The organism is Streptomyces sp. NBC_01334 (genome assembly GCF_035983595.1).
GTDB classification, from domain to species: Bacteria; Actinomycetota; Actinomycetes; order Streptomycetales; family Streptomycetaceae; genus Streptomyces; species Streptomyces coriariae.
Window position 1 is genome coordinate 1787673 of record NZ_CP130718.1, and the last position, 16475, is coordinate 1804147.

Here is a 16475-nt window from a genome sequence, read left to right on the forward strand (position 1 = left end):
TTCGTGACACTCCGGCAAGGTCCGCTCAGCAAAAGCCGCCCCGACGCGGAGGGGCGCGCGGTTCACCCTCAGGGGCTACCCGTCGGTAGCTATTGCTGACAAGCTGTCTACGGCGTCCGCCGGCCGGTCCACGGCCCGTCCAGTCGAGGAGCTCCTCATGTCCGCCACCGTCTCCTTCACGGTCCCCTCCCCCAGTGGCCCGCTGCCCGTCACCGTCTCCTACGCGCGCGTGGGCCGGGGCGAGCCGCTGCTCCTGCTGCACGGCATCGGACACCACCGGCAGGCCTGGGACCCGGTGGTGGACATCCTGGCCGCCGAGCGCGAGGTCATCGCCGTGGACCTGCCCGGCTTCGGCGTGTCCCCTCCCCTGCCGGACGGACTGGCCTACGACCTGCCCACCACGGCCGCCGTGTTCGCCGCCTTCTGCGAGGCGCTGGAGCTCGACCGACCCCACGTCGCGGGCAACTCCCTCGGCGGACTGCTCGCCCTGGAACTCGGCCGGGAGAAGCTCGTACGGTCCGTCACCGCGCTGTCGCCCGCCGGGTTCTGGTCACAGGCCGAGCGGCGCTACGCCTTCGGCGTCCTCCTCACCATGCGGCAGATCTCGCGCCGGATGCCGCTGCCCCTCGTCGAGCGGATGGCGAGCACGGCGGCCGGCCGTACGGCCCTCACCAGCACCATCTACGCCCGCCCGAGCCGGCGTTCACCCGAGGCGGTGGTCGCCGAGACGCTGGCCCTGGCCCGGGCCACCGGGTTCGACCAGACCCTGCGGGCCGGCGCCACCGTCCAATTCACCGACGACCTCCCCGGCGTCCCGGTCACGCTCGGCTGGGGCACCCGCGACTGGCTGCTCGTGCGCCGCCAGGGCGTCCGGGCCAAGCGGATCATCCCCGCCGCGCGTCTGGTGCGACTGCCCGGCTGCGGTCACTGCCCGATGAACGACGACCCGGCGCTCGTCGCGCGCGTGATCCTCGACGGCAGCCGCTGACGTCCTGGGAGCGCGCCGCAACACCCCGGCCCCCAGGGCGACTCCGGCCCCGACAAGGGCGCTCCCCACGCCCTGGGCGGGGCCGTAGGAGCCCGTTCCGACGAGCGGGGCGGTGCAGGCGGCCGCCACCGGGATGAGCCCGGAGAAGAGCGTGGCGCGCTCCGCGCCGATCCGCTGCATCCCCATGTACCAGCACACGAAGCCGACGACGGTGACGACGGCCGCCTGCCACAGCAGGGCGGCGGCCTCCGTGCCGTCCGGCCGCCGCAGCCACGCGCCGCCGTCGAGCAGCAGACCCGTCGCGGCAGCCTCGGCCGCGGCGATCGCGCACACCGTGGCGGACAGCAGCCGCGGCCCCAGAACCCGCAGGACGGGCACCGCCAGCACCGCGAAACCGACCTCCCCGGCCAGCGCGCAGACCGAGTAGGCGATGCCCGCGCCGTCCGTACGCCCCCACCCCTGCACCGTGAACGCGCCGACGGCCACCAGCGACGCCCCGACCAGCACCGGACGGCGGGGCCGCCGCCCCTCCAGCAGCGGGACGACGACCGCCACGACGACGGGCGCGCAGCCCACGAGGACGCCGGGGACGGCGGGTTCCGCCGAGCGCTCGGCGGCCAGCACCGCCACGTTGAAGCCCACCATCCCGACGGCCGCGAGCAGCGCCAGGCGCAGCCACAGCCGGAGCGTGAGCGCACGCAGCCGGACGCCGGCCCCCGCCCCCACCAGGGGCACGAGCAGCAGACAGGCGAGGCCGTAGCGCAGGGCCTGGCCGCCCGCGTACGGATAGCCGCCGAGGACGCTGTTGGCGGTGAACGACCCTCCGACGAGGAGGCAGGCGAGCGCGGCGAGCAGGGACCCGCGCAGGGTAGTCGCGTTCATGAAGGTGACGCTAGGAACGACGGCGGTCCCGGTTAAGGTCCACTTCCATGACGCCATCGGGGACCAATCCCGGCCCGCGCCCCGGGTCGGCGGCCTGGGAGCTGCTGCTGCCGGCCGCCTCGGCCCCGCCGCGCGCGCGTGGCCGTGCGCTCCAGGCCGCCCTGCGGGACGCGGTCCGCTCGGGGCGGCTCGCGCAGGGCACCCGGCTGCCGTCGAGCCGCGATCTCGCCGCCGATCTCGGCGTCTCGCGCGGGCTGGTGACGGAGGCGTACGAGCAGTTGACGGCCGAGGGCTACCTGCGCAGCGGCCGCGGCGCGGGAACGTGGGTGAGCGGTGCCGTCCGGGCGGCCCGGCCACGCGCGCGTGACCTCGCTCCGCGGCCCCCGGGCGTACGGGCCGACTTCGTGCCGGGCACCCCGGACCTGTCGCTGTTCCCGCGCGCCGCCTGGGCCGCCGCGCAGCGGGGTGTGCTCGCCGAGCTGCCCCACCACGAACTCGGCTATCCCGACCCGCGCGGGCTGCCCCGGCTGCGCACCGCGCTCGCCGGGCTCCTCGCCCGCCGCCGGGGAGTGGTCGCCGACCCGGAGCGGCTCGTCATCGTCTCCGGGGTGGCCCAGGCGACGGCACTGCTCGGGCTCGCGCTGCACACGCGCGGGACGGACACCGTCGGCGTCGAGGACCCCGGGAGCCCCCAGCACAGCGCCCTGTACGCGGCGGCGGGCGTCACCGCCGTGCCGCTGGCACTCGACGCCGAGGGACTGGCCGTGGACCCGCTCAGGTCGTCCGGGGTGCGGGCGGTGGTGACGACGCCCGCGCACCAGTTCCCCACCGGGATCGCGTACTCCGCGCGGCGGCGCGCCGAACTGCTCGACTGGGCGAGGTCCGTGGACGGTTTCGTGGTCGAGGACGACTACGACGGCGACTTCCGTTACGACCGCGCTCCCGTGGGCGCGCTCCAGGGCCTGGACCCCGAGCGCGTGGCCTACACCGGGTCGGTCAGCAAGTCGCTCGCACCGGGGCTGCGGCTCGGCTGGCTGCTCGTTCCCGAGGCGCTCGCCGAGGAGGTCGTCGAGCGCAAGCGGACGATGGACCTCGGCCATCCCACGCTCGACCAGGCGCTGTTCGCGCGGTTCGTGGAGCGCGGCGACTACGACCGTCAGCTGCGCCGCTGCCAGCGGGCCTACCGGGAGCGCCGGGACGCCCTGGTGGGCGCGCTCGGGGAGCACTTCCCCGGGGCGCAGGTGTCCGGGATCGCGGCGGGGCTGCATGTCATCGCCGAGTTTCCGGCGCGGTACGGGCCGCGGGAGCGGTTCCTCGAGCGGACGGCCGCGGCGGGCGTCGAGGTGCGTGCGCTGGCGGAGTACGCACACGCGCGTGCCGTGCGGGACGCGCACATCCGTCTCGTCCTCGGCTACGCGCAGTTGTCGCCCGCGCGCATCCGGGACGGCGTACGGCTGATGGCGGAGGCCGTCGCGGGCGGGTGACGGGGGCGGTGACGCGGGCCGTGCGGACCGTGCGTGTCGGATCCCGGGTGCGCGCGGCCAGTTGTTCACTTGTGGTTTCCGTGTGCGCTGCGGCGCACCAGTAGTTGTGGCTGTGCACACCGGCCGGTTCCCGCCCCTGGAGGCCCTTCCATGTCACCCAGTCCGTTTCCCGGGCGCCGCAGCGTCCTGCGCGGCTCGCTCGCCGCTTCCGCGGCCCTGACCCTGCCCGCCGCCGCCGGCGCGGCGCCCGCTTTCGCGCTGTCCGGGCGACCCAAGGCGGGTTGGGGTGTGCAGGCCGGGGACGTGACCTCCGACTCCGGGCTGGTGTGGGTGCGCTCCGACCGTCCGGCGCGGATGGTCGTCGAGACCGCGGCCACCGAGTCGTTCCGCGGGGCGCGCCGCTGGCACGGTCCGCTGCTCGGCGCCGGTACGGACTTCACCGGCACCACCCGGCTGCACGGGCTCCCCGTCGGCGAGCAGATCCACTACCGGGTGCTCCTCGCCGACCCGGACGACCCGTGGCGCACCGGGGAGCCGGTGACCGGCACCTTCCGCACCGTGTCCCCGGGACGTCGGCGCGGCGTGCGCTTCCTGTGGTCCGGAGACCTCGCGGGCCAGGGCTGGGGCATCAACCCCGAGCTGGGGGGATACCGCATCTACGACGCGATGGCGAAGCTCGATCCCGACTTCTTCCTCTGCAGCGGCGACAACGTCTACGCCGACGGCCCGATCACGGCGACCCAGGCGCTGCCCGACGGCACCCTCTGGCGGAACGTCATCACCGAGGAGAAGTCCAAGGTCGCCGAGACCCTCGCCGAGTTCCGCGGCAACTTCCGCTACAACCTGCTCGACGAGAACCTGCGCCGCTTCAACGCTCAGGTGCCGTCCGTCGTCCAGTGGGACGACCACGAGGTCCGCAACAACTGGTACCCCGGCGAGGTGATCGCCGACTCCGACGCCCGGTACACGGAGAAGAGCGTCGACGTGCTCGCGGGGCGCGCCCGGCGTGCGTTCGGCGAGTACTTCCCGATCTCGACCCTGCGTCCTGGCGCGAAGGAGGGCCGGGTCCACCGGGTCGTGCGCCACGGGCCGCTGCTGGACGTGTTCGTGCTGGACATGCGGACGTACCGCAACGCCAACTCGCCGGACGACCAGACCGTGGACCCGCAGGGCATCCTCGGCGCCGAGCAGCTGGAGTGGCTGAAGCGGGAGCTGTCCCGGTCGCGCGCGGTGTGGAAGGTGATCGCCGCCGACATGCCGCTCGGCCTGGTGGTGCCCGACGCCACCGAGGGCAGGGCGAACATCGAGGCCGTCGCGCAGGGCGACCCGGGCGCGCCGCTGGGCCGTGAGCTCCAGATCGCCGAGCTGCTGCGGTACGTCAAGCACCGCCGGATCACCGGCACGGTGTGGCTGACGGCCGACGTCCACCACACGTCGGCGCAGCACTACCAGCCCTCGCGGGCCGCGTTCGGTGACTTCGAACCGTTCTGGGAGTTCGTCTCCGGACCCCTCAACGCGGGCGCCTTCCCGGCCAGCGCACTGGACAACACCTTCGGTCCGGAGCGGGTGTTCGTGAAGGCGCCGACCGCGTCGAACGTGTCGCCCGCCGGCGGCTACCAGTTCTTCGGCGAGGTCGACATCGACGGCGGCAGCGGGGAGCTGACGGTGCGTCTGCGCGAGCAGGACGGGACCGTGCTGTTCACACAGGTGCTCCAGCCGGGGCGGGTCGGCCAGTAGTCCGCGTCCCGTACCCTCGGACACGTGCCGCGCACCGGCGTCATCCCCCGGTGCGCGGCACAGTCGTGACACCCCGTACACGGCGTGATCGTAGAAGAATTAACAAAACGGGCATTGGTAACCTTTACCCATCAGTCACAAACCGTTCGTGATCACGCAACACCGTTCCTCCACAGTGGCTGCATGACTCGAGACATGTCTGATGTGACGCGTGCGAAACGCGGACGCCCTGTGCACCACTGGCGACGGGACGTGGTGGAACTCGCGGCGCTGTTCACAGCGGTGGCGGTGGCCGACGGGGTGGCGAACCTGGTGGGCCACGGACCCGACGGTCCGGCGCTGCTGGCCGTCTCCGCGGCCTTGCTCGTCGCCACGGCCGGTTTCCACACCTGGTGGGCACGACGCCACGGTCACGCGCCGCCCACGGGCGATACCGACGCCCGGCCGCGCTCCGAGGAGCCGCAGGCCGGGCCGTCCGCACTCCCCTCCCAGGTCGCCGAGGAGAGCGCCCTGTGGCGGATGCGGACGACGGTGAAGGACGCTCCGGGGTCACTGGCCGCACTCTGCGCGGCGCTCGCCGGCCACCGGGTGGACATCCTGAGCCTCCAGACGCACCCGCTGGGCGAGGAGACCGTGGACGAGTTCCTGCTGCGCGCCCCGGGCGCCCTGGCGGCGGCCGAGATCACCCGGGCCGTGGCCCTGGCGGGCGGCAGCGGCACCTGGATCGAGCGGGCCGACGCCCATGACCTCGTGGACGCGCCGACCCGGGTCCTCGGCCTGGCCACCCGCACCGCCCTCGACGCGGCTGAACTACCCTTGGCGCTACGTCAGTTGCTGGGCCGCTGCACGATCCGTTCGCTGCCCGCCGCGCCGGGTGGCAGCGGCCGCGGGCAGGAGGGCGTGCCCGTGGAGGGCGTACTGGAGGACACCGTGATGCGCCTGCGGGCGCCGGAAGGCGGAGTGATCACCGTGGAGCGGCCGTATCTGCCGTTCACCCCGACCGAGTTCGCCCGCGCGCGGGCGCTGGTGGAGCTGGACGCCCGGCTCGGCCCGCGGGTGCCGCGCGGCCAGGACGTGCTGACGCTGCCCGAGGGCAACGCCATCACCGTGCGCCGGGCCGACCCCGGTGACCTGGCGGCGGCGAAGGCGATGCACGACCGGTGCTCCTCGCGCACGCTCGGGATGCGCTACCACGGGCCCGTCGGCGACGCCGACCGCTACCTCAGGCACCTGCTCAGCCCCCGCTTCGGCCGCACCCTCGCCGTGCAGACCCCGTCGGGGCGCGTCGTCGGCCTCGGCCACCTGCTGTGGGACGGCGACGAGACCGAGGTCGCCCTGCTGATCGAGGACCAGTGGCAGCGGCGCGGTATCGGCGCCGAGCTGCTCGGCCGGCTGGTGGCGATGGCCGTCGAGGCGGGCTGCGAGAGCGTCTACGCCGTGACGCAGGCCTCGAACACCGGCATGGTCGCCGCCATGCGCGGCCTCGACCTGCCCCTCGACTACCAGATCGAGGAAGGCACCCTGGTCATCACCGCACGCCTGGACGGCGCGGCGACCCGGGCGCGGGCCGGCTCCGGACGGTACGACGAGCGCGTCGCACGCGACTGAGTCACGGGACACCACGCGGCCCGGCGGTGCGACCACACCGCCGGGCCGTCCGCGTACGGTTCGCCGCACACGCATCGACCGTCAGCCGCACGCGCATCGCCGTACCCCGGATCGCCCCACCCGCGTCGCCGCCCACGGGTTCGCCTCCTGGGGTCACACGACGGCGGCTCCGCGCCCTGCCGGGTCCGCGGCCGTGGCGTCCGCCGCGCCGAGCGCCTCTCGCAGGTCGTCCCACAGGTCCTCGACGTCCTCCAGGCCGACCGAGAGCCGCAGCAGCCGGTCGCTCACGCCCGCGCCCCGGCGCTCGTGCGCGTCCACGATGCGATGGCTGATGGACGCCGGGTGCTGGATGAGGGTGTCGACGCTGCCGAGGCTGACGGCCGGGGTGATCAGACGGACCCCCGCGATCACCTCGTGCGGGTCGCCGTGGACCTCGAAGGCGATCATCGCGCCGCCGATCCGCGGATAGTGGACGCGGGCCACCCGCGGGTCGGCGGCCAGCCGCCGGGCGAGGTCGGCGGCGGTCGCGGAAGCGGCCCGCACCCGCACCGGGAGCGTCGACAGGCCCCGCAACAGCAGATAGCCGGCCAGCGGATGCAGGACGCCGCCGGTGGCGAACCGTATCTGCCGAAGCCGCCCGGCGAACTCCTCGTCGCAGGCGACCACGCCCCCCAGCACGTCCCCGTGTCCGCCCAGGTACTTGGTGGCGCTGTGCAGGACGAGCCGCGCGCCCCCCTCGGCGGGGCGCTGGAGCACGGGCGTCGCGAAGGTGTTGTCCGCGAGCAGCGGGACCGAGCCGCAGGCGTGGGCGACGGCCCGCAGGTCGACCTCGGCGAGCGTCGGGTTGGCCGGCGACTCGACCATGACGAGACCGGTGTCCGGGCGCAGCGCGTCGGCGATCCCGGCCGGGTCGGTCCAGGTGACCTCCGAGCCGAGCAGCCCGGCGGTCAGCAGGTGGTCGCTGCAGCCGTAGAGAGGGCGCACGGCGACGACGTGCCGCAGCCCTGTCGAGGCGCGCGCGAGCAGCACCGCGCTGAGCGCCGCCATCCCGCTGGCGAACGCGACCGCGCTCTCGGTGCCTTCGAGGCGGGCGAGGGCCGTCTCGAAACGGGCGACCGTCGGGTTGCCCAGCCGGCCGTAGACGGGCGGTCCCTCCGGCTCCGCACCCGTCGTGGCGAACGCGTCGATGCGGGCGGCCTCGGCGCGGCTGTCGAACGAGGGGTAGGTGGTGGACAGGTCGATCGGCGGGGCGTGCAGGCCCTGGCGGGCCAGGTCGTCCCGCCCGGCGTGCACGGCCTCGGTGGCCAGTGCGCGGGGCGCTCTCGACGCGGGTCGGCGTACGTCGTCGTACGCGTGCGTGCTCGCTGAGGCTGAGTCCATGGACCGCAGGGTGAACATCGAACGGGGTCGTGTAATCGAACACCGTGCTACGTTCGGCCAATGGCTGAATCCGTCGTACTGGACCCGGTCGATCTCCAGCTGCTGCGGCTGCTCCAGAACGACGCCCGGACCACCTACCGTGACCTCGCGGCGCAGGTCGGGGTCGCGCCGTCGACCTGTCTGGACCGGGTGACGCGGCTGCGCCGCTCGGGCGTGATCCTCGGTCATCAGCTGCGGCTCGATCCGGCCAAACTGGGGCGTGGCCTCCAGGCCCTGCTGTCGGTACAGGTCAGGCCGCACCGGCGGGAGTTGGTGGGGCCCTTCGTGGAGCGGATCCGGGGGCTCCCGGAAGCGCTCACCGTCTTCCACCTCACCGGGCCCGACGACTATCTCGTCCATGTCGCCGTCGCGGACATGGCGGACCTGCAGCGACTGGTGCTGGACGAGTTCACCTCGCAGCGGGAGGTGGCCCGGGTCGAGACGCGGCTGATCTTCCAGCAGTGGGAGTGCGGCCCCCTGCTGCCGCCGACGGCTTCGGGACAAACCGCGTGACGTGCGCCACCGCCTCGTACGAGGATGGAGCCCATGTCACAGACCAGCAGCCCGCTTCCCCGCGAGGTCGCCGACGCGTATGTCGACGAGCTCATCGCCCTCGACCCGGTGACCGGTACCTACCTCGGCGTGCAGGAGAGTTCGAGCCGTCTGCCCGACTACTCGCCCGCCGGCCTGGAGGCGCTCGCGCAGCTCGCGCGGGACACCCTGGCCAGGCTCGACGAGGCGGAGCGGAGGCCCGGCGCGGAAAGTGACATCGAGCGCCGGTGCGCGCGCCTGCTGCGCGAGCGCCTGACCGCGGAACTCGGTGTGCTCGAGACCCACGAGGGACTGCGCATCGTCGGCAACATGGCGACCCCTCCGCATCACGTGCGCGAGGTGTTCACCGTGACGCCCACGCAGACCGACGCGGACTGGGCGGCGGTCGCCGAGCGGCTGCGCGGGGTGCCGTCGGCCCTCGCGGGCTACCGGGAGTCCCTGGCGCTGGGTCTGGAACGCAAGCTGTACGCGGCGCCGCGGCCGACCCTCACGTTCGTCGGGCAGCTGACCGAGTGGTCGGACACGGACGGCGAGGGCCGCGGCTGGTTCGAGGACTTCGTTTCCACCGGGCCCGACGCGCTGCGCGCGGAGCTGGACGAGGCCGCCCGTACGGCGACCGCGGCCGTCGTGGAGCTGCGGGACTGGATGCGCGACGTGTACGCGCCGACGATCGAGAACGCGCCGAACACCGTCGGCCGGGAGCGGTACGCCCGCGCGTCCCGCTACTTCAACGGCACCGATCTCGACCTCGACGAGGCGTACGCGTACGGCTGGGCGGAGTACCACCGGCTGCTCGCCGAGATGAAGAAGGAGGCCGAGAAGATCCTGCCGGGCGCCGAGACCCCCTGGGTGGCCCTGGCCCATCTCGACGAGCACGGCACGCACATCGAGGGCGTCGACGAGGTCCGCGACTGGCTCCAGGGCCTGATGGACCAGGCGATCGAGAAGCTCGACGGCACGCACTTCGAACTCGCCGACCGGGTACGGAAGGTGGAGTCGCGGATCGCCCCGCCCGGCGGCGCGGCCGCCCCGTACTACACGCCCCCGACGGAGGACTTCTCGCGGCCGGGCCGCACCTGGCTGCCGACGATGGGGCAGACCCGCTTCCCGGTCTACGACCTCGTCTCGACCTGGTACCACGAGGGCGTCCCCGGTCACCACCTGCAGCTGGCGCAGTGGGCGCACATCGCCGGGAACCTCTCCCGTTACCAGGCCTCGGTCGGCATGGTCAGCGCCAACTGCGAGGGCTGGGCACTGTACGCGGAACGGCTGATGGACGAACTCGGCTTCCTCACCGACGCGGAGCAGCGGCTCGGTTACCTCGACGCGCAGATGATGAGGGCGGTGCGGGTCATCGTCGACATCGGCATGCACCTGGAACTGGAGATCCCGGCGGGCTCCCCCTTCCACCCGGGTGAGCGCTGGACCCCGGAGCTGGCCGAGGAGTTCTTCGGCGGGCACAGCAGCCGCCCGGCGGACTACGTCGAGAGCGAGCTGACCCGCTATCTGACCATCCCCGGCCAGGCGATCGGCTACAAGCTCGGCGAACGGGCCTGGCTGCTGGGCCGGGAGAAGGCCCGCGAGCGCCACGGCGACGCCTTCGACCTCAAGTCCTGGCACATGGCGGCCCTTTCGCAGGGTTCGCTGGGCCTGGACGACCTGGTGGACGAGCTGGCACAGCTCTGAGACGCGGTGCGGGGCCGGCCCGGCGGAATGTCGCCGCGCCGGCCCCGAACGGGCGGTCAGCAGCCGCAGTTCTCCGCGTCGACGGGCGCGGTGAGCGGATCGGCGGCGCGCCGCTCGCCGCCCTCCCAGGTCTCGTACGCGAAGCCCTCCCGCGCCCAGTACTCGAAGCCGCCGAGCATCTCCTTGACCCGGTAGCCGAGTTCGGCGAGCGCGAGGGCGGCGCGGGTGGCGCCGTTGCAGCCGGGACCCCAGCAGTACGTGACGACCGGCACGTCCGGGTCGAGGAGCCCGGCGGCCTGCTCGGCGATGAGCGCGGTGGGCAGGTGGACGGCGCCCGGGATGTGGCCCTGGTCCCAGGACGCGGTGGAACGGGAGTCCAGGACGACGAACCCGGGGTCACCACCGGCGGCGAGGGCCGCCGCCACGTCGGAGACGTCTGCGTGGAAGGCGAGGCTCGCCCGGAAGTGGGCGGCGGCCTCGGCCGGGGCCGCGGGGGCGACGCGCAGGACGGGGTCGACCGTGGTCGCGGCGGCCGTGCCGGTCATGGCGGTGAGCGGGGTCATGGGGGTCATCGCGGGGGCCCTCCCGTGGGGTTCCGGCTGGTCACTGCTTTCGATGACCAGAAATCTACGACCGGTGATCCCCCTGCCTGAAGAGGCATTCCCCGGCCTGGACCTTGCCCTGCCGGGGATTCCCCTGCTATCTCTCGCTCATGACCGCGTATTCCCCGGACGCCACCGACTGGCGCATTCTCGAGGTCCTCCAGCGCGAGGGCCGGGCCAGTTTCGCCGACCTGGCACGTGCCGTGGCGATGTCGGCGAGCGCCGTCACCGAGCGGGTGCGACGGCTGGAGGAGGCGGGCGTGATCCAGGGGTACGCGGCCGTGGTGGACCCCGAGCGGCTGGGGCTGCCGATCCTGGCCTTCGTGCGGCTGCGCTACCCCAACGGCAACTACAAGCCCTTCCACGACCTGGTGGCCGTCACGCCCGAGATCCTCGAGGCACACCATGTGACGGGCGACGACTGCTTCGTGATCAAGGTCACCGCCCGTTCGATGCGGCACCTCGAAGAGGTGTCGGGCAAGATCGGCGCGCTGGGGTCGGTGACGACCAGCGTCGTCTACTCGTCGCCGCTCCCCAGGCGCCCGCTGGGCCGGTAGCCCCGCTGTCGCACCAGTGACCCCGATCTCCCCTTGACGACCTCCAGCTGGGCGTGGATCCGCCGCCGCAGGTCGGCCACATGGCTGACGATGCCGACGCTGCGGTCGCGTTCGCGCAGCGAGTCGAGGACGTCGAGGACCTCGTCGAGGGTCTGGTCGTCGAGACTGCCGAACCCCTCGTCGATGAAGAGGGTGTCGAGGCGGACCCCGCCCGCCTCGTCGGTCACGACGTCGGCGAGTCCGAGGGCGAGGGCGAGCGAGGCGAAGAAGGTCTCGCCGCCCGACAGCGTGGCCGTGTCCCGCTCGCGCCCGGTCCAGGCGTCGACGACGTGCAGCCCGAGTCCGCTGCGGCCGCGCCCGGCCCGGTCGTCGGAGTGCACGAGGGTGTAGCGCCCCGAGGACATGCGCTGGAGACGGACGGTCGCGGCGGCGGCCACCTGCTCCAGGCGGGCGGCCAGGACGTACGCCTCCAGGCGCATCTTGCGCTCGTTGTCGGCGGAGGTGCCGGCGGTGAGACCGGCCAGCCGGGCCACCCGGTCGTACTCCTCGCGCAGCGGCCCGAGCCGACGTACGCCGTCGCTCGCGCGCGCGGAGAGCTGGTCGAGTTCGGCACAGCGGCGGGCGGCTGCGTCCTGGGCGGAGGCGGCCGTGCGCAGCCGCTCGGCCGCGGCGGCCGCCGACTGTTCCGCGGCCGCGAGGTCGGCGGGCCGCTGCTGGGCCGCCGCCACGGTGTCGGGTTCGGCGAGGACGGCCCGTACGGCGGCCTCCTCGGCCTGCCGGGCGTCCAGCCGCCGTTGCAGCTCACGGTGGGCGGTGTCGTCGAGAAGGGCGTCGGCGGCGGCCCGCGGGGTGTCGAAGCCGGCCCGGAACGCGGCTTCGTCGAGACGCCCGTCGGCTGCCTTGAGACGCTCGGCGCTCCCCTCGGCGACACGGGCGGAGTCGGCCGCCTCGGTGAGCCGTGCCGCCAGCCCCTCCAGTTCGGCGGCCCGCGCGGCGACGCTCTCCGCGGCCCCCCGGGCCTGCGTCAACTCCTCCTCCAGGGCGGCCCGTTCACGCTCCAGGCGCTCCCGGTGGCCCACCCGGGACGCGGTCCGCACCGCGGCCTCGCGCTGCGCCGCCGTACGACGCTCATGCTCCTGCTCGGCCTGGCGCAGTTCCTCCCGCGCGGGGTGCAGCGCGGAGGCCTCCCGGCGCGCCTGCGCGTAGCCCTCCTCCCCCTCCTGGGCCTCGGCGGCGAGCCGGTCCGTCGGGGTGTCGCCCGCCTCGGCGGTCGCGGCGGCGAGCGCCTCTCGTACGCGGCCGAGCTCGCGTTCGTCCCGGGCGTGCCGTTCCTCCGCGTGCCGGGAGGCGGTGAGCGCCCGTTCCTCGGTCTCACGGTCGACGTGCCCCGCGACCTTGCGGGCGGGCGCGGGGTGCTCGGTGGCGCCGCAGACGGCGCACGGTGTCCCGTCGGCGAGGGTGGCTGCCAGTTCGGCGGCGATGCCGTTCAGGCGCTGTTCCTTGAGGTCGAGCCAGTGCGCGCGGGCCGTCTGCGCCCGCTCGCCGGAGGCGAGCGCCTCGCGTCGGGCGGACTCCAGGTCGCGGGCCAGCTCGTCGCGCTGCCGGGCGGCCTTCAGGCGCCGCTGCATGGGCTCGCGCCGGCCGTCGAGCTGTTCGGCGCGGGCGGCGGCCTCCTGGGCGGCCTCGATGCGGGCCCGGAGACCAGCACGGACGGCCTCCCAGTCCGCGAGCCAGGCCTCGGTCTCCGTCAGGACGTCCTCGTCGTCGCGCTCCCGCCGGTCCAGGTCGGCCCGCTCGGCCACGAGACCGGCCAGCCGTCGCTCGCCCCGGCGGGCCGACTCCAGCCCGCCCAGTTCCTCGGCGGTGCGGCGGGCCGCGGCGGCGAGCCCGGCCGCGCCGGCGTCCGCGAACCGCCGCGGAAGCAGGTCCCGCGCGCGAGCCGCGCGCGCGGAGGCCCCGGTGTGCTCGGCGTCGGCGGCCTCGCGCAGCTCCAGCGCCGGCGCCACCGACTCGGCCTTGCGTGCCCGCTCCATCCGCGCCTGCGCGTCCCGATGGTCGCCCGCCCGCTCCTCCAGCACGGCGGCCCGCTCACGCGCGTCGGCGAACCGCCGCTGGAGCCGGGCCCGTTCGCGTACGTCCTCCAGGGCGCGCTCGGCGGCCGCCTGCGCGGACTCGGCGGCGAGGCGGCCGCAGTGGGCGGTCGTCAGCAGTTCACGGGAGGTGCTGCGAGCGACGGCGGCCGCGGCCAGCACCGCTTCGGCGAGCCCGGGATCTCCCGGGGCGAGCTCGGGCAGCTCCATGGCGTCCCCGGCGACCTGCTGCATCCGGTGGGCGTCGGCGAGCAGGGCGGAGTCGCCCTCACGCACGCGTGCCTCGGTGGTGCGGCGGCGCTCGACGAGCCGCTTCTCGACCTCGGCGAACCGCCGGGTGTCGAAGAGGCGGCCGAGGAGCCGGCCGCGCGCCTCGGCGTCGGCCCGCAGGAAACGCGCGAAGTCTCCCTGGGGCAGCAGCACGACCTGGCAGAACTGCTCGCGGCTCATGCCGAGCAGCTGGGTGATCTCCTCGCCGATCTCCTGGTGGGAGCGGCTGAGGTCCTTCCAGGCGCCGGCGACCGCGTCGTACTCGCGCAGCCAGCTCTGCGCCTTCTCGACCGTCGTGCCCGTGCCGCGCTTCTTGGGCCGTTCCCAGGGCGGCTGCCGGGTGACCTCGAGGCGGCGTCCCGCGACGGTGAGTTCGAGGGTGACCTCGGTGCGGGTGCCGGGCGCCGCGTGGTCGCTGCGCAGGGTCAGGCCCTGGCCGCTCTGCCGGGCGCCGGGTACGGAGCCGTACAGCGCGTAGCAGACGGCGTCCAGGACGGAGGTCTTGCCGGCGCCCGTCGGCCCGTGCAGCAGGAAGATTCCGGCGGCGGAGAGCTCGTCGAAGTCGACGCTCTGAGGGTCGCCGAAGGGGCCGAAGGCCGTCAGGTCGAGCCGGTGCAGCCTCACCGCGCCACCTCCCGTACCGCGTCGTCCGCGCGCACCGCGTCGAAGGCGTCCCGCAGCACGCCCTGCTCACGTGTGTCGGGGCCGGCCCCGCGCACATGGGCCACGAAGTCCTCGGCGATCTCCTGGTCGCTGCGGTCGGCGAGGCGCCGGGCGTACGACACGTCGGGGTCGTCGGGCGCGCGCTCGGGGGCGAAGACGAGGCTGAGCGTGTGCGGGAAGCGCTGGGTGAGCCGGGCCATGGGGTCGGCCGGGCGGGCGGCGTCGGTGAGCGTCGCCTCGACCCACGCCTCCTCGTGACGCGTGAGGGCGGGGTCGGCGAGCAGCTCCTCCAGGGGGCCGCGGACCCGGGCCAGCGCGCGCGGCACCGGGCAGTCGATCCGCTCGGCGTCGACCTCCCCGTCGGGGCCGAGGTCGACGAGCCACATGGTCTTGCGGTGCTCGCTCTCCGAGAAGGAGTACGGCAGCGGGGAGCCGGAGTAGCGCACGCGCCCGGTGATGGTCTGGCAGCCGTGCAGGTGCCCCAGTGCGGTGTAGTCGACGCCCTCGAAGACCCCGGCGGGCACCGAGGCGACCCCGCCGACGGTGATGTCCCGCTCGCTGTCGCTGGGCTCGCCGCCGGTGACGAAGGCATGGGCGAGGACGACGGAACGCGTCCCGCGCGCGCGTGCGGCGAGGTCGGCGCGGACCCGGTCCATCGCGGCGGCCAGCACGGTCTCGTGGCCGGCCTTCTCCACGCCGAACTCGTCCTTCACCAGGGCGGGTTCGAGATAAGGCAAGCCGTAGAACGCCACGTCCCCGTGGGCGTCGGCGAGCACCACGGGCGTCCCGGCGGCGGCCGGATCGGTGCGCAGATGGATGCCGGCCCGCCCGATCAGCCCGGCTCCGACCCCGAGCCGGCGGGCCGAGTCGTGGTTCCCGGAGATCATCACCGTGGGCACTCCGAGGCCGGCGAGCCGGTGCAGCGCGTCGTCGAACAGTTCGACCGCGGCGAGCGGGGGCACCGCGCGGTCGTACACGTCTCCCGACACGACCACCGCGTCGACCTCGCGCTCACGCACGGTCGCGACGAGGTGACCGATGAACTCGGCCTGGGCGCCGAGCATGTTCACCCGGTGGAACGCCCGGCCGAGATGCCAGTCGGAAGTGTGCAGGAGCCTCATGATCCCCGAGACTAACGGCCGGGTCTGACATCACGGGCGGTTACTCCCGTATCGCACCGTCACGACGACCGACACAAGGGGCCGTTACGGACATTTCACCCAGGCGTTCGCTCAACGCGTCACGCATCGCCGGGTCGTGCGCCGCGCGTCGGGCGCCGCGCACCGGGCGTCGGGTGCCGACGCCTCACGCGTCCCCGTAGGCCTCCCCGCCCAGCTCGAACCCCGCCGATCCCGCCGTCGCGTCCGCGAGCCAGGCGCGGAAGGCGTCCACGTCGGCGTCCGGCAGGCCGATCTCGATGGTGACCTCCTCGCCGTAGCGGACGTCGCGCACCGCGCGGCCCGTCGAGTGCAGGTCGTTCTGGACCTTGCCCGCGCGCTGGTGGTCCACGGTCACCGTGGCCAGCCGGAAGCGGCGGCGGGTGAGGGTGCCGAGGGTGTCGAGGGCCTCGCCGACCGCGCCGCCGTAGGCCCGGATGAGACCGCCCGCGCCGAGCTTGACCCCGCCGTAGTAGCGGGTGACGACGGCGACGACGTACCGCATGTCGCGGCGCAGCAGCATCTGGAGCATCGGGACGCCCGCCGTGCCGCCGGGTTCACCGTCGTCGCTCGCCTTCTGGACCGAGGCGTCTGCGCCGATGACGTACGCCCAGCAGTTGTGGGTGGCGTCGGCGTGCTCCTTGCGGACGGACGCGACGAAGTCCTGCGCCTCCTGCTCGGTGGCCGCGGGGGCGAGGGCGCACAGGAAGCGGGAGCGGTTGACCTCGGTCTCGTGCACGCCCGCGTGGGCGATCGTGCGGTACTCGTCCTGCATCCGGC

The 16475-nt window shown here is 74.2% G+C and carries 12 protein-coding genes and 1 pseudogene; 7 read left to right on the forward strand and 6 right to left on the reverse strand.

All coding sequences use genetic code 11. The annotated features are described in order from the left end of the window. Nucleotides 1-157: 157 nt before the first annotated feature. A complete protein-coding gene (locus OG736_RS08085) occupies nt 158-988 on the forward strand; it encodes an alpha/beta fold hydrolase (RefSeq protein ID WP_327181838.1) in 831 nt (276 codons plus the stop codon). Between the two features lie 45 nt (nt 989-1033). Here OG736_RS08085 and OG736_RS08090 read toward each other — a convergent pair. Beyond that, nucleotides 1034-1927 (reverse strand): annotated as a pseudogene (locus OG736_RS08090) (EamA family transporter); the annotation flags it as partial. Between OG736_RS08090 and pdxR the strand changes: the two are divergent. The 3 genes from pdxR (at nt 1918) to OG736_RS08105 (ending at nt 6699) form a co-directional block, all read left to right on the forward strand. Then, nucleotides 1918-3354: a MocR-like pyridoxine biosynthesis transcription factor PdxR gene (gene pdxR / locus OG736_RS08095; RefSeq protein ID WP_327181839.1), complete on the forward strand. Its 1437-nt coding sequence runs from the start codon at nt 1918-1920 to the stop codon at nt 3352-3354. The pseudogene OG736_RS08090 and the gene pdxR overlap by 10 nt on opposite strands. A 150-nt stretch (nt 3355-3504) precedes the next feature. After that, on the forward strand, nt 3505-5091 hold the full coding sequence (locus tag OG736_RS08100) for an alkaline phosphatase D family protein (RefSeq protein WP_327181840.1): 1587 nt from the start codon (nt 3505-3507) through the stop codon (nt 5089-5091). A gap of 231 nt (nt 5092-5322) precedes the next feature. Next, nucleotides 5323-6699 (forward strand): GNAT family N-acetyltransferase, encoded by a 1377-nt coding sequence (locus OG736_RS08105; RefSeq protein WP_327187552.1) that lies wholly within the window; start codon nt 5323-5325, stop codon nt 6697-6699. A gap of 153 nt (nt 6700-6852) precedes the next feature. On the opposite strand, the gene OG736_RS08110 is transcribed toward OG736_RS08105, so the two are convergent. Continuing rightward, the gene (locus OG736_RS08110; RefSeq protein ID WP_327181841.1) at nt 6853-8079 is read right to left on the reverse strand and encodes a trans-sulfuration enzyme family protein; all 1227 of its coding nucleotides are present in this window, start codon (nt 8077-8079) and stop codon (nt 6853-6855) included. Nucleotides 8080-8139: 60 nt separating this feature from the next. Here OG736_RS08110 and OG736_RS08115 point away from each other — a divergent pair, with 60 nt between their 5' ends. Then, complete coding sequence (locus tag OG736_RS08115; RefSeq protein WP_327181842.1) at nt 8140-8631, forward strand: Lrp/AsnC family transcriptional regulator; 492 nt, start codon at nt 8140-8142, stop codon at nt 8629-8631. Between the two features lie 33 nt (nt 8632-8664). Then, entirely contained in the window at nt 8665-10356 is a 1692-nt protein-coding gene (locus OG736_RS08120; protein WP_327181843.1) for a DUF885 domain-containing protein, read from the forward strand. A 56-nt stretch (nt 10357-10412) separates the two neighbouring features. On the opposite strand, the gene OG736_RS08125 is transcribed toward OG736_RS08120, so the two are convergent. Further along, entirely contained in the window at nt 10413-10928 is a 516-nt protein-coding gene (locus OG736_RS08125; protein WP_327181844.1) for a rhodanese-like domain-containing protein, read from the reverse strand. 140 nt (nt 10929-11068) lie between these two features. Between OG736_RS08125 and OG736_RS08130 the strand changes: the two genes are divergently transcribed. Further along, entirely contained in the window at nt 11069-11515 is a 447-nt protein-coding gene (locus tag OG736_RS08130; RefSeq protein ID WP_054240409.1) for an Lrp/AsnC family transcriptional regulator, read from the forward strand. On the opposite strand, the gene OG736_RS08135 is transcribed toward OG736_RS08130, so the two are convergent. The 3 genes from OG736_RS08135 to OG736_RS08145 all read right to left on the reverse strand — a co-directional run bounded on the left by OG736_RS08135 (nt 11476) and on the right by OG736_RS08145 (nt 16470). Further along, on the reverse strand, nt 11476-14499 hold the full coding sequence (locus OG736_RS08135) for an AAA family ATPase (protein ID WP_327181845.1): 3024 nt from the start codon (nt 14497-14499) through the stop codon (nt 11476-11478). The two genes, OG736_RS08130 and OG736_RS08135, sit on opposite strands and share 40 nt — an antisense overlap. Further along, nucleotides 14496-15659, reverse strand: a complete 1164-nt coding sequence (locus tag OG736_RS08140) for an exonuclease SbcCD subunit D (protein WP_327181846.1) — start codon at nt 15657-15659, stop codon at nt 14496-14498. Before OG736_RS08140 ends, OG736_RS08135 begins: the two co-directional genes overlap by 4 nt. A gap of 184 nt (nt 15660-15843) precedes the next feature. Continuing rightward, nucleotides 15844-16470: a YigZ family protein gene (locus OG736_RS08145; protein WP_327181847.1), complete on the reverse strand. Its 627-nt coding sequence runs from the start codon at nt 16468-16470 to the stop codon at nt 15844-15846. Between the last annotated feature and the right edge of the window lie 5 nt (nt 16471-16475).